General features: G+C 64.2%; 8 protein-coding genes. 3 read left to right on the top strand and 5 right to left on the bottom strand.

All coding sequences use genetic code 11. From position 1 onward, the window contains the following. The first annotated feature begins 60 nt into the window (after positions 1-60). On the top strand, positions 61-1,470 hold the full coding sequence (argH, locus tag B0O95_RS00490; protein WP_104076127.1) for an argininosuccinate lyase: 1,410 nt from the start codon (positions 61-63) through the stop codon (positions 1,468-1,470). A gap of 118 nt (positions 1,471-1,588) precedes the next feature. Here the strand turns inward: argH and B0O95_RS00485 are convergent, their stop codons facing one another. The 4 genes from B0O95_RS00485 to apbC all read right to left on the bottom strand — a co-directional run bounded on the left by B0O95_RS00485 (position 1,589) and on the right by apbC (position 6,357). After that, positions 1,589-3,874: an arginine/lysine/ornithine decarboxylase gene (locus B0O95_RS00485; RefSeq protein ID WP_104076126.1), complete on the bottom strand. Its 2,286-nt coding sequence runs from the start codon at positions 3,872-3,874 to the stop codon at positions 1,589-1,591. 105 nt (positions 3,875-3,979) lie between these two features. Continuing rightward, a complete protein-coding gene (gene dcd, locus B0O95_RS00480; RefSeq protein ID WP_104076125.1) occupies positions 3,980-4,549 on the bottom strand; it encodes a dCTP deaminase in 570 nt (189 codons plus the stop codon). Between the two features lie 102 nt (positions 4,550-4,651). After that, positions 4,652-5,179, bottom strand: coding sequence for a superoxide dismutase family protein (locus B0O95_RS00475; RefSeq protein ID WP_104076124.1), 528 nt, complete (start codon positions 5,177-5,179; stop codon positions 4,652-4,654). Between the two features lie 89 nt (positions 5,180-5,268). Then, entirely contained in the window at positions 5,269-6,357 is a 1,089-nt protein-coding gene (apbC, locus tag B0O95_RS00470) for an iron-sulfur cluster carrier protein ApbC (RefSeq protein WP_104076123.1), read from the bottom strand. Positions 6,358-6,664: 307 nt separating this feature from the next. Between apbC and B0O95_RS00465 the strand changes: the two genes are divergently transcribed. Both B0O95_RS00465 and metG read left to right on the top strand, forming a co-directional pair. Next, positions 6,665-7,327, top strand: coding sequence for a YiaD family glycine zipper/OmpA-like lipoprotein (locus B0O95_RS00465; protein WP_104076122.1), 663 nt, complete (start codon positions 6,665-6,667; stop codon positions 7,325-7,327). A 353-nt stretch (positions 7,328-7,680) separates the two neighbouring features. Beyond that, positions 7,681-9,789, top strand: coding sequence for a methionine--tRNA ligase (gene metG / locus B0O95_RS00460; RefSeq protein ID WP_104076318.1), 2,109 nt, complete (start codon positions 7,681-7,683; stop codon positions 9,787-9,789). A 24-nt stretch (positions 9,790-9,813) separates the two neighbouring features. Here the strand turns inward: metG and B0O95_RS00455 are convergent, their stop codons facing one another. Next, entirely contained in the window at positions 9,814-13,965 is a 4,152-nt protein-coding gene (locus tag B0O95_RS00455; protein ID WP_233202990.1) for a translocation/assembly module TamB domain-containing protein, read from the bottom strand. Positions 13,966-13,986 lie beyond the last annotated feature (21 nt).

Below are 13,986 nucleotides of genomic sequence, written 5' to 3'. Positions count from 1 at the left end.
CTTGTCTTTGCCGCACGGCGGTGCGGCAAGCGGCACCCTCCACTATTGCGGCACCCTGTCATGACTTCCCAATTGCACAAAAAGGGCGAAGCCTGGTCGGCGCGTTTTTCCGAGCCGATGTCCGAGCTTGTCAAGCGCTATACGTCGTCCGTGTTCTTCGATAAGCGGCTCGCGCTCGTCGACATCGAGGGCTCGCTCGCGCACGCGGCAATGCTTGGCGCGCAACGGATTATTAGCAACGACGACGTCGCGGCGATCCGCAAAGGCATGGAGCAAATCCGCGGCGAGATCGAGCGCGGCGAATTCGAATGGCAGCTGGACCTCGAAGACGTCCACCTGAATATCGAGGCCCGGCTGACCGCGCTGATCGGCGACGCGGGCAAGCGGCTGCACACCGGGCGCTCGCGCAACGACCAGGTCGCCACCGACATCCGGCTCTGGCTGCGCGGCGAAATCGACCGGATCAGCGCGCTGCTTAAGGGTTTGCGAGGCGCGCTGCTCGACCTCGCGGAACGGTATGCCGACACGATCCTGCCGGGCTTCACGCACCTGCAAGTCGCGCAACCGGTGACCTTCGGCCACCATCTGCTCGCGTACGTGGAGATGTTTACGCGCGACACCGAGCGGATGCTCGACTGCCGCAAGCGGGTCAACCGGCTGCCATTGGGCGCTGCGGCGCTCGCGGGTACCAGCTATCCGATTGACCGCGAGCAAGTCGCCAGGACGCTCGGTTTCGACGGCGTCTGCGCGAATTCACTCGATGCGGTGTCGGACCGAGACTTCGCGATCGAATTCACGGCGGCCGCGGCGCTGGTCATGACGCACGTATCGCGGCTGTCCGAGGAGCTGGTGCTGTGGATGAGCCCGCGGGTCGGCTTCATCGACCTAGCCGACCGTTTTTGCACTGGCTCGTCGATCATGCCGCAGAAGAAAAACCCCGACGTGCCTGAACTTGCGCGCGGCAAGACCGGCCGCGTGAACGGGCACCTGATCGCGCTGCTCACGCTAATGAAGGGCCAGCCGCTCGCGTACAACAAGGACAATCAGGAAGACAAGGAGCCGCTGTTCGATACCGTTGACACGGTGGCCGACACGTTGCGCATCTTCACCGAAATGGTCGCCGGCATCACAGTCAAGCCAGATACGATGCGGGCCGCAGCACTGCAGGGCTTTTCGACTGCGACCGACCTGGCCGATTACCTCGTCAAGCGTGGCTTGCCGTTTCGCGACGCGCACGAGGCGGTGGCGCATGCGGTACGAGTCTGCGTGGACAGGGGCTGTGACCTGGCAGATCTGACGCTCGACCAGCTGCGCGCCGAATTACCGAAAGTTGCGTCGCTGCTGGGTGACGACGTGTTCGACTACCTGACACTGGAAGGCTCGGTCGCCAGCCGCAATCACGTGGGCGGCACGGCGCCGCAGCAGGTGCACGCCGCCATCGCGGCCGCACGCGCCGCGCTGTCCCAGTAGCGGCGGCGCGCGACTATTGGCCGACTATCTCACCATTGAACACCTGCCCGCCTATCGACCCGGCGGGCACCTGTCGCGCCATTGGCACCGCCCCGCTGACCCATGGCCGGCGCGCCGCTCAGGGCCGCACGCAATCCACGAAGTACTCGACGTTGCCGCCCACCACTTCGGTGACCAACCCGTGGATATCGGTATGAAAGCCGGGGAACCGCGCATTGAAGTCGCGCGCGAACCTCAGATAGCGCACGATAGTCTTGTTGAACCGCTCGCCCGGGATCAGCAGCGGAATGCCCGGGGGATACGGCGTGAGCAGAATGCTGGTGACGCGGCCCTCGAGGTCGTCGATCGGCACGCGGTCGATCTCGCGGTGCGCAATCTTCGAGAACGCGTCGGTCGGGCGCATTGCCGGTTCCATGTTGGACAGGTACATCTCGGTCGTCAGCCGCGCGATGTCATTGTCACGGTACACGCTGTGAATCTGCTCGCACAGGTCGCGCAGCCCGACGCGCTCGTACATGGGATACTGCGCGACGAATTCCGGCAGCACGCGCCATAGCGGCTGGTTTCGATCGTAGTCGTCCTTGAACTGCTGCAACTCGGTGACCATCGAGTTCCAGCGGCCCTTGGTGATGCCGATCGTGAACATGATGAAGAACGAGTACAGTCCAGTCTTCTCGACGATGATGCCATGCTCAGCCAGATAGCGGGTGACGATCGCCGCCGGAATGCCCGCTTCGCCGAACTCGCCGTCCACGTCCAACCCGGGCGTGATGATCGTCGCCTTGATCGGGTCCAGCATGTTGAAGCCTTCGGCCAGGTTGCCGAAACCATGCCAGCGGTCGTTCGGCCGCAACATCCAGTCCTCGCGCGAACCAATGCCCTCGGTGACGAGCTGGTCTGGCCCCCACACCTTGAAGAACCAATCGTCGCCATATTCGGCATCGACCTTGCGCATCGCGCGACGGAAATCAAGCGCCTCAGCAATCGACTCCTCGACGAGCGCGGTGCCGCCGGGCGGCTCCATCATCGCCGCAGCTACATCGCACGACGCAATGATCGCGTATTGTGGGCTGGTCGACGTGTGCATCAGGTACGCCTCGTTGAAGCGATGCCGGTCAAAGCGCGGTAGCTGCGAATCCTGTACCAGGATCTGCGATGCCTGCGAGATGCCGGCCAGCAGCTTGTGCGTCGAATGGGTCGCGAACACTAGCGCGTCGGTCCGGCAGGCGTTCTGCCCGATCGCATGCATGTCCTGGTAGAACGGGTGGAACTCGGCGTGCGGCAGCCAAGCCTCGTCAAAATGCAACGTGTCGATCGTGTCGCCAAGCAGGTCCTTGATCATCTCGACGTTGTAGACGACACCATCGTAGGTACTTTGCGTGATCGTCAGAATCCGCGGCTTGAGCTTCGGGTTTTTCGCGAGCGCCTCGCGCGCGAACGGATTCGCGTCGATCTTGCGGCGAATGTTCTCCGGTTGAAACTCATCGCGCGGGATCGGCCCAATGATGCCGAAATGGTTGCGGGTGGGCGTCAGGAAAACCGGGATTGCGCCGGTCATCGTGATCGCGTGCAGGATCGACTTGTGGCAGTTGCGGTCCACCACGACGATGTCGCCCGGCGCGACGGTGGCGTGCCAGACGATCTTGTTCGACGTGGACGTGCCGTTAGTCACGAAAAACAAGTGATCGGCGCTGAAGATGCGCGCCGCATTGCGCTCGGACGCGGCCACCGGTCCGGTATGGTCCAGCAGTTGCCCAAGTTCGTCCACGGCGTTGCACACGTCCGCGCGCAGCATGTTCTCGCCGAAGAACTGGTGAAACATCTGGCCGAGCGGACTCTTTAGAAACGCGACACCTCCGGAGTGGCCCGGGCAATGCCATGAATACGAGCCTTCGTCCGCGTATTTGACCAGTTCCTTGAAGAACGGGGGCGCCAACGAATCCAGGTACACCTTCGCCTCGCGGATGATATGCCGCGCAACGAACTCGGGCGTATCCTCGAACATATGAATGAAACCGTGCAATTCGCGCAGGATATCGTTCGGAATGTGACGCGACGTGCGCGTCTCGCCGTACAGGAAGATCGGGATGTCGGCATTGCGACGCCGCACCTCGGCGACGAACGAGCGCAGCGCCAGGATCGCGTTGGCGAGATCGGGCACCTGGTCGTGCGTCGCGGCGACCTCATCGACCAGCGCGATCTCATCGTCGTCGATCGACAGGATGAAGCAAGACGCGCGGCTGGACTGCTGCGCGAACGAGGTCAGATCACCGTAGCTCGTCAGGCCGAGCACCTCGACCCCCTCGCGCTCGATCGCCTCGGCAAGCGCGCGGATACCCGAGCCGGAGATGTTCTCCGAGCGAAAATCCTCGTCGATGATGACGACAGGGTAGCGAAACTTCATCGGTGATTCTCCAAAAACAAACCGCTGCACTCTACCGTTCGGGTATGCAGCGGCCGTGATATGCCGGATTGAGCCGCGCTGCGTGGCGCGGCAGCGCGCGAAAACTCAGGTCTTGGGCAGCGTGACGCCATGCTGGCCCTGGTACTTGCCACCACGGTCCGCATAGGATGTCTCGCAGACTTCGTCGCTCTCGAAGAACAGTACCTGCGCCACGCCCTCGTTCGCGTAGATCTTCGCCGGCAGTGGCGTCGTGTTCGAGAACTCCAGCGTCACGTGCCCTTCCCATTCGGGCTCGAACGGCGTGACGTTGACGATGATCCCGCAGCGCGCATACGTGGACTTGCCCAGGCACACGGTCAGCACGTTGCGCGGAATGCGGAAGTACTCGACGGTGCGTGCCAGCGCGAACGAGTTCGGCGGGATGATGCACACGTCGCCCTTGAAGTCGACAAAGGACTTCTCGTCGAAGTTCTTCGGATCGACGATCGTCGAGTTGATGTTAGTGAAGATCTTGAATTCGTCCGCACAGCGGATGTCGTAGCCGTAGCTCGACGTGCCGTAGCTGACGATCTTATGGCCATCCGGCGCGACGCGCACCTGATCCGGCGCGAATGGCTCGATCATGCTGTACTGCTCGGCCATGCGCCGGATCCATTTATCGGATTTGATCGTCATACGTGCAATCGAAAGGCGGCAGGGCCGCGGGTTGAAAACGAGCGAACGGGGCTTGGCGCCGCCGCCTCATCGCAGCGGGGCCATTTCATCGCAGCGGGGCCATTATTTGCGAATGATGCCGCAGCCCAGCGCGGGACCCGCGTCGCGGAGCGGAAACACATAATAGTCCTGCGCGTCGCGGTGCACGATCAGCGCGCGGCCGACCACCGAGCGCACGCCGTCCAGCGACACGTCCGGCGACACAATGAACCCGGCCGCCACGCCGTTCGCGTCCGCGTGCAGGTTCACCAGGTCGCCTTCGAGCCGAATCCCCTGCTTCAGGCGCTCGGCCCCGGGGCTGAACACCCCGCCTGCGGCGCCCGGCGAATGGCAGTCGCCGCGCTCATGGATCTGCAGCGCATGATCGCTGTCCGGCGGCAGCCCACTCAGGTTGTAGGTCACCTGCACGCCGTCAGCATGCTCGATCAACGTGACCGTGCCGCGTGCGGTATGGCCAGCAGCCGGCACGATCTGGACGTCGGCACGCTTTTCGTGACTGCCGAAGATCGACGCACAACCGGCCAGCATCGCGCTGGTCGCGAGCAGCGTAATCATCGTGCCGGCAAAACGCCATCCCAATCGCGGTTCCATTAAGCCTCAGGGTACTGAATAAGCCGCAATGATACCGCGTCTGGCACATCTGGCGAGGCTGCCGCAATAGAGGATGTCACAGAGCCGTGTCAGGTGTTCTGCACGACGATGGTCGGGAACTTCGAACTCATGTCGCGTGACAGCTTCGCAATCCGGATCGCGACCTGGTGGGCAATGTCGCGATACAGGCCAGCGATGCGTCCGTGTGGGTCGGCGACCACCGTCGGACGTCCCGCATCGGCCTGCTCGCGGATGCCAATATCCAGCGGCAAGCTGCCCAGGAACGGCACGCCATACTGTGCGCACAGGCGCTCGCCGCCGCCGGCGCCGAAGATCGGCTCGGCGTGGCCGCAGTGAGAGCAGATATGGATGCTCATGTTCTCGACGACGCCTAGGATCGGCACGCCAACCTTCTCGAACATTTTCAGGCCTTTTCGCGCGTCCAGCAGCGCAATGTCCTGCGGCGTTGTGACGATCACCGCACCGGTCACTGGCACCCGCTGCGCGAGCGTGAGTTGGATATCGCCAGTGCCGGGCGGCATGTCAACGATCAAATAGTCCAAGTCGCGCCAATTCGTCTGCCGCAGCAACTGCTCGAGCGCGGACGTGACCATCGGCCCGCGCCACACCATCGGGTTGTCTTGCTCGACCAGGAAGCCGATCGAGTTAGCCTGTACGCCATGGCCTTCGAGCGGAATCATCGTCTTGCCGTCCTCGGACGCCGGACGACCGTCGATGCCGAGCATCGTCGGCTGCGACGGGCCGTAGATGTCCGCGTCTAGCACGCCGACCGACGCGCCTTCGGCGGCCAGCGCAAGCGCGAGGTTCGCGGCCGTGGTGCTCTTGCCGACCCCGCCCTTGCCGGAGGCGACCGTGACAATATTGCGCACGTTCGGCAGCAACTGCACGCCGCGTTGCACCGCGTGCGCCACGATCTGATGGGATACCGCCACGTGCAGATGCGCCACGCCCTGCACGGCGCGCAGCGCCTGTTCGACACGCGCTTGGATCAGCGCATACTGACTCTTGGCCGGATAGCCCAGCACGACCTCGAGCGATACCGTGTCGCCGTCAATCGTGACGTTGCGCACCCCTTTGCCCGCTGTTACCGGCTCTGCTGTGTTCGGGTCGATCACGCCGTGCAGTGCGGCGTCGATCTGGGCCCTGTCGATTGTCATCGTTGCTCCGTTACTTGAAGTGTTTCATCCGATCGCCGAACGCCGGCCGCGTGCATCGAACCTTGCGCGCAGGGTCACGTCCAACCTCACGTCGGACATTGCAAAAAATAGTTGCGTGGCGTTGCCCACCGGCGCTTCACGCGGCACGCTCTGCGACCAGCGGCTGTTCTGACATTGTAGTGGCATGAAGCCTGCAATGCTTCAGATGCGCACGTCAGGAAATCGCGCTTTGATGCCACCTGCAAGCGTCGCCCCCGGCGGTGTGCCATGCACATCGGTTCAATCAATCCAACCCATGAGGTGTCGTATGAACGCGAAACTTACCCTCCGCCTTCCGCTGCAATTGTCGGTCCTCGCACTGGCGGGCGCGCTGCTGGCCGGCTGCCAGACGCCGCAAGGCGACAACGCGGCGGTCGGCACCGGCGTCGGCGCGACCACCGGCGCCGGACTCGGTGCAATCTTCGGCGGCGGCAAGGGGGCAGCGATCGGCGCGGCGGCCGGCGCCGCGGTCGGAGGCATTACCGGGTACAACTGGCAGGCGATCAAGAACAAGCTCTCGGGCACCACCGCGGGCACCGGCACCCAGGTGTCTGAGCAACCGGACGGCTCGCTGAAGGTCAATATCCCAAGCTCGATCTCGTTCGACACGAACAGCTACGCGATCAAACCTTCGTTCGCACCGGTGCTCGACCAGGTGGCGCAGACCCTGACCCAGCATCCCGAGTTGGTGGCACACGTGGTCGGACACACCGACAACACCGGCCAGCCGCAGTACAATCAGATGCTGTCGCAGGAACGTGCGCAAAGCGTCGCGCAATACCTGGCGCAGCACGGCGTCGCCGCGCAACGGCTGGCCGCCGAAGGCCGCGGACAGTCGCAGCCGATCGCGGAGAACAGCACGCAGGTCGGCCGCGCGCTGAACCGACGCGTGGAGATCTACCTGCGGGCCACGTCGCAACCGCGCGGATGATATAACCCCAATTTAATGCCACCGCGATGACTGCCGCCACGACACGCGGCGACAGACCGGCCGTTGTTAATTTGAAATTTTTTCGAACTCCGCAGCCGATTTGATGTCTGTTCATATGGTACGTGGCGGCGATACCGTTGCGTCACCATTCTCCTCTTGTCGTTGTTGCTCCGGGGCTCGAAGCCCCGGTTTTTTTTTTAGCGTTGCACGATGACCGCCTGCGCCCGTCGGTCTACGGCGAAGCGCGGACGATGTGGGCCCGCGCGTGCGCTGTCGCGACCGTGTCATCGCAGTCGCGCCTGCTAAAATCAGCGCTCCATCCCGTTTTCGTCGAATCAAACGCTCTATCCGCCATGTCAGCTCCCGTCTCCGCCGGCGCGCCGCGCCGCATGCTCGTCACCTCCGCGCTGCCATACGCAAACGGCCCGATCCACATTGGCCATCTCGTTGAATATATCCAGACCGACATCTGGGTGCGCGCGATGCGAATGCACGGTCACGAGGTGTACTACGTCGGCGCGGACGATACCCATGGCACGCCGATCATGCTGCGCGCGCAGTCCGAGGGCATCACGCCGCGGCAGTTGATCGAGCGCGTCTGGCAGGAGCATAAGCGCGATTTCGACCATTTCGGCATCTCGTTCGACAATTACTACTCGACGGACTCGGACGAGAACCGGGCGTTGTCCGAGCGCATTTTCACCGCACTCCACGATGCCGGATTGATCGCGGAGCGCGATATCGAACAAGCGTATGACCCGGTCAAGGAGATGTTCCTGCCAGACCGCTTCATCAAGGGCGAATGCCCGAAATGCGGCGCGAAGGATCAGTATGGCGACAGTTGCGAGGTGTGTGGGTCGACGTACCAGCCGACCGAACTGGTCAAACCGTATTCAGTGTTGTCCGGCGCGACGCCGGTGAAAAAAACATCGACGCACTATTTTTTCAAGCTGTCCGATCCGCGCTGCGAGACCTTCCTGCGCGACTGGGTCAGCCAGCTCGCACAGCAGGAAGCCACCAACAAGATGCGCGAGTGGCTCGGCGAGGACGGCGACGCGAAGCTCGCCGACTGGGACATCTCGCGCGATGCGCCGTACTTCGGCTTCGAAATCCCGGGCGCGCCCGGCAAATACTTCTACGTGTGGCTCGATGCACCGGTCGGCTACTATGCAAGCTTCAAGAACCTGTGCGAGCGGCGCGGCTTGGATTTTGACGAATGGGTCCGTCCGGGTTCGACCACCGAGCAATACCACTTCATTGGCAAGGACATCCTGTATTTCCACACGCTGTTCTGGCCTGCCATGCTGCAATTTTCCGGCCACCGCACGCCGACTAACGTGTTCGCGCATGGCTTCCTGACCGTGGACGGCACGAAAATGTCTAAGTCGCGCGGCACCTTCATCAACGCGAACAGCTACATCACGACCGGTTTGGATCCGCAATGGCTGCGGTACTACCTCGCCGCGAAGCTCAACAGCACGATGGAGGACATCGACCTGAACCTCGATGACTTCCAGGCGCGCGTCAACAGCGACCTGATTGGCAAATACGTGAACATCGCGAGCCGCGCCGCCGGTTTCCTGGTCAAGCGGTTCGATGCACGCGTGCAGGACAGCGCGATGAACCATCCGCTGCTGGTCCGGCTGCGCGACGCGATCCCAACGATCGCAGCGCACTACGAAAGCCGCGAATACAGCCGCGCACTGCGCCAGACCATGGAGTTGGCGGACGCCGTCAACGCGTACGTGGATGCCGCCAAGCCTTGGGAACAGGCCAAGGATCCCGCCAATGCGGTGGCGTTACACGAGACGTGCAGCGTCAGCCTTGAGGCGTTCCGATTGCTCACGCTGGCGCTCAAGCCCGTATTGCCAAAGCTCGCCGAATCGGTCGAAACATTCCTGTCGATCGAGCCGCTCACATGGGCCGACGTCACGGTGCCGCTGTCGTCAGCGCGGCCGATCCGGCCGTACCAGCACCTCATGCGGCGCGTGGACCCAAAGCAGATCGACGCGCTGCTTGCCGCCAACCGCCAGTCATTGCAACCGAACGCGACCACGGCCGCCACCGCGGCGGACACGGCCAAGTCGTTCGGCGCCAACAACACGTCGGCAAACGGCGAGAGCTTCATCACGATTGACGATTTTGCCAAGATCGACCTGCGCATTGCACGCATCGTCGACTGCAAGGCGGTGGAAGGATCCGACAAACTGCTGCAGCTGACCCTGGACGTGGGCGAAGCGAGCACGCGCAATGTGTTCTCCGGAATCAAGGCAGCCTACCGCCCCGAGGAACTGATCGGCAAGCTGACCGTGATGGTCGCGAACCTCGCGCCACGCAAGATGAAGTTCGGCGTGTCCGAAGGCATGGTATTGGCCGCGTCGGCGGCAGATGAGAAAAAGGAACCCGGCATCTACGTGCTCGAGCCGCACAGCGGTGCAACGCCCGGCATGCGAGTCAAATAGCACACTGGCGCGCGCTGCGCGCCGCTACTTTTTCCAAAAGCCGTCGAAGCGGCGGGTGAACTGCAGGTCCACGCCATTATAGGTGCCGGCGTAGGACATGATGGCCCAGAACCGGGACAGGTTCACCGTCACCTTGAACGCGTTGTTCGTCGTCTCAATACCTTGCTCATAGCCGAGCACGAGCCGCTCGGTGATGGCCTTCGAGAGCGTCACCACTTGCGGGTCCGTCAGGCCGACCTCGCTTTGGCCGACCGAGACTTCGTCCAGCCCGAAGGTCTGCGCGATCCGCTTGCCGGTCGCGCTGCCCAGCAGCGCGATCGCTGCATTCATCGTGCTCTGCTGCCCAAGGTTCGCGCCGGTATCGGTGCCATGCCCGAGCAGCAGCCATGACAGCTTCTCGTTGTCGTTCACGTTGGGCTCCGACACCAGCTTGACCTTAGACGACTGCACGGTGCCGGTCACCTGTACACCGGCTTCCACCTCCTGGTTGCGCCGCATCGCGAGGATATTGATGCCCGGGTTGTTGACCGGCCCATTGAACGTGAAATAGCCGTTCTCGATACCCAGCTTGCGACCAAATGCGGTATAGGTGGACCCTTCCATGACCCGCACGTTGCCCACAGCGCACAACGGTTGGTTGGGCACGCTGACGACGTTGATCACGCCACGCAGCCCCAAATCGGCGCCCGCGCCGCGAAAACGAAAGTCCTGACCCAGGTCGACGTCGATGTTGGCGCGCGGCGCGAACGGGCCCGCCGGCTTGCCGGCGGCGGCGGGCGACGCGGCGTGTTCGCCCTCGAGCGTGCCGTCCGATCGCACGATCACGACGTCGTCGGACAAGCTTGGCGCCGATTGCTCCGGCAAATCGAACAGTGCCTTATTGACGAAAAACCGGCCATTGATCGCCATCCCGCCCTGCGCGCCGGCATTGGCCACCGTCGCGTCACCGGACAACGACAGCTGGCGATACGGCGACGCGAACAACTCGAGCTTGTCGGCCACGATATGCGCGCTCAAATCAGGGTTCTGTTGATCGAGCATCACGTTGCCGGTGGCGCGCAGCGTGCCTTGAGCGCCATGAAACTGAACCTGTTGGAATTCGACCTGGTTCTCGGTCAGCACCACGCGCACGATACCGTCCTTGAGCGTGATGCCTTGGTCGACGACGGTCGCCGACAAGCCGTCGCCGGTCAGCATGCCGGAGACCTTCGGGTGCGATACCTGGCCCGCGATCGCCAGCTTCAGTAACATCTGCCCATCGAGCCGGTAGCTTGGTCCGAGCAGCCCGCCGGTGGTACGCAGCGACGGCAGGTCGAACACAATCGTGCCGTCCAACGGTGCGTCGCCGGCCACCACCGGCACGCCGTCCTGCACGGCAACCGGCATGCGCAGCGTCGCGTCCAGCGTGCCAAGGCGCTCGGCCACCGCATGGACCGTCGCATGCAGGCGGCGGCCCGCGGCGAAGTCGATGCGCGCCATTGCGTCGCTAATGCCCAGCGCCGCAATGCCGCGTCCCGCATCGATCGTGATGTCCCCCGAGCGCCGCTTGATCTGCGCATAGCCCGCGGCACGCTGCCCGAACGACACGTCCCACTGCGCATCGAACACCAGATCGGTCCTAAACGACGCCTGCTGGTGCGTGAGTTGCTCGTGAAGCTGCAACAGTCGCGCCACGTCCACATGCGCCAGCGAACCGCTCGACTGCAAGCGCCCGCCCGCATACCGGAACGACTTCAAATCCAGCAGCGCGCGCTCCACGCTCAAGCGCGTGGCGCCGACCACCCAATGCCCGGCGCTGACACTCACAGTCGCCGGCGCAGCCAGCTTGATCTCGGGCAGGCCGCGGTTTTCCAATTGGCTGATCGTGCCATCCCAGCCGATGCCGCCCCGCGCGTCGGTCAGCTTACCGCTCGCCGCCACGTTGAAATCGACCGGCTGTCCACTGACGCTGCCGTGACCACTGGCAACCAGCGTGTGGTGCGCACGCATCCCATCCAGCCGTAGCGACAGCGCATTGAACCGCACCTGCGGCGTGGTGACCTCACGCGCGTCGAGGGTGGCGATCATCGCGCCCTGCGCCCCGTCGCGCAACTCGACACGGCCCGCGGCATGGCCGATCCGGTTGCCGCCCATGACCACGCCGTCTGCCTGATAGCTGGCGACCACATTAGGATGCGCGAGAGAGCCGGTTACGTCGCCATCGGCGCGCGCTGCGCCCGCCATGCCAAAGCCGAGCCGTTCCAGCGCGGGCGCATCGACATGGAACAGCAACCGGTCGCCGGCCGTGCCGAAGCTGCCGCGTAATTGGACGTCGTTGCCGGCCACGCTCACACGCACATCACTGGGCATGATCCGCGTGCCGGCCAACGCTAGCGTACCGCCGCCGCTCAGCGGCAAGCCATTGTAGACGCTGTCGCGCAACGCAAAGTCGGCCCGCACGGTCAACGCGGGCGTCAATGCGCCCTTTGCGTTGAGCGTGCTGCTCACGCGCGTATCGAACCGCTGGGCGGCGCCCCTGCCAGCGCCCTTGCCAGCACCCTTATCAGCGCCTTTGCCGACGACCTGGTCCGGCCGCCTGCCGGCAGTGTTAGGCGCCGTGCCGCTGCCGCTAGGCTGGACCGGCCGAGCCGTGCGGCCTGCGTACAGGCTGTCACGCGCCAGCAGCGCGAACGGATCGAGCGCCGCCAGCGTGGCCTTCAATTCGTAGCTGGAGTTTCCATCGCGACGCAACACACCGGCAAGCTCCGCGTGCCCGTCGCCCGCCGTCAGCCTCACGCGCTCGAGCGCGACCTGCCTAGAATCGATCACGACGGCCCCCTGCACACGCAGCTTGGCGTCGGCGTCCGCCAGATCAACCTGCACCTGTTGACGACCGGCATCGAGCTCGACGCCGATGGGTCCGGCGAACCGGGTCGCGCGCAATGTGGCGCTCAACATGCTCAGGTCCAGGCCGGACGTGTGCAGCTCAATACGACCGCGGCCATGCTCCAGCGCGCCCGTTCCGTTCACCGTCGCACCGCCGAGCAGACGGACCTTCAGTGCGCAGAGGGCTTGCCGGCTCGCATCCAGACGCACGTTGGCACGCGCGTCGATCAGCGGCAGGCGTTGCTGTGCGGGCAATCCGGGCACCGCATTGACGACAGAAACTTCACCGGCAACAACCAGCGGCATGCCGGACGCAGCGGCGCCGCGCGCCTGCGCGGTCGGCGTCGGCGCGGGCTCGACCGGCTGCAAGCGGGCGCGTACCGATAGGTCCACATGCGGCGCGCTCGAATTGAATGCCCGTGGATCGAGATGGTCGGCATCGAGCGTGACGACCTTCAGCGGCATGTCTGCAAATGGGGTAACCTCCACGTGCGCGACCCCGTTCAATTGCATGCCGCTCGCCTGCACGTCGGCGACGAGCGCCTGCAGTGAACCGGACACCTGCACGCCAAGCTGCATCTCATGCCCGCCGAACTGGCTTGCCAGCCCTGCATCGCCACGCACGGCGAACGGCCGTACGCCGTCCAGCGCCACGTCCGCATGGAGCAAGCCATACGGTGTCTGCAACCTATCGAGCACAAGATGATGACGCCGCCCGTCGCTATCGCCGTGCGCGTGCAACGCCGATAGCTCGATCGTCGATCCCGGCTCGTGGATGCGCATCGCGGCCACGTCCAGCGAATGGATCTGCAGCCGCAGCGGCACGGTCAACCGCTGCGGCAGCGTCGCACGCGTAGCGGGTTTGCCGGCCGGTGCGAGCCGAGCATCGACCGTGCCGATCCGTAGCGATTGCACGGAAAATCGCCACGGTGAGTGCGTCACCCTCCACTGTCCGTCGATACGATCGAGCCGGACATCCGTGCCCGCGCGCTGCCACCTGACATCGCGCGCCCGCAGCCCGTGCGCAAGCGTGCCCCCGTCGAGTGTCCCGGAGAACGCACCCGCCGTGACCCGACTCGCGATCTGCCACAGCGCGCGCGTGCCCGGTTCGGTATGCATAGCCACCAGCAGCGCGACCACTGCCAGCACGAGACCGAGCCCCAGGCCGCTGGCCCAGCGCAGCGCGCGCCGGCCGTGGCCACGCCGCCCTGGTGCGCGATCACCGTGCTGCCCGGCAGCGCCACTCGCGCGCGGCTCGCCGCCGGGGCGGGAGGGTTCACGGTCGGCAGACTTGTGATCGTCGTCGCTCATGCGTCAAAAATCGGGTAGTGC

The organism is Mycetohabitans endofungorum, assembly GCF_002927045.1.
Lineage (GTDB): Bacteria > Pseudomonadota > Gammaproteobacteria > Burkholderiales > Burkholderiaceae > Mycetohabitans > Mycetohabitans endofungorum.
The sequence above is the reverse complement of the archived record's forward strand: the minus strand, read 5'-3'. Positions and strand labels throughout refer to the sequence as shown.

Excerpts from the sequence above, each read along its gene's own strand:
- metG (WP_104076318.1), top strand. The coding sequence starts at position 7,681 with ATGTCAGCTCCCGTCTCCGCCGGCGCGCCGCGCCGCATGCTCGTCACC.
- B0O95_RS00455 (WP_233202990.1), bottom strand. The coding sequence starts at position 13,965 with ATGAGCGACGACGATCACAAGTCTGCCGACCGTGAACCCTCCCGCCCC.
- dcd (WP_104076125.1), bottom strand. The coding sequence starts at position 4,549 with ATGACGATCAAATCCGATAAATGGATCCGGCGCATGGCCGAGCAGTAC.
- B0O95_RS00485 (WP_104076126.1), bottom strand. The coding sequence starts at position 3,874 with ATGAAGTTTCGCTACCCTGTCGTCATCATCGACGAGGATTTTCGCTCG.
- argH (WP_104076127.1), top strand. The coding sequence starts at position 61 with ATGACTTCCCAATTGCACAAAAAGGGCGAAGCCTGGTCGGCGCGTTTT.
- apbC (WP_104076123.1), bottom strand. The coding sequence starts at position 6,357 with ATGACAATCGACAGGGCCCAGATCGACGCCGCACTGCACGGCGTGATC.
- B0O95_RS00475 (WP_104076124.1), bottom strand. The coding sequence starts at position 5,179 with ATGGAACCGCGATTGGGATGGCGTTTTGCCGGCACGATGATTACGCTG.
- B0O95_RS00465 (WP_104076122.1), top strand. The coding sequence starts at position 6,665 with ATGAACGCGAAACTTACCCTCCGCCTTCCGCTGCAATTGTCGGTCCTC.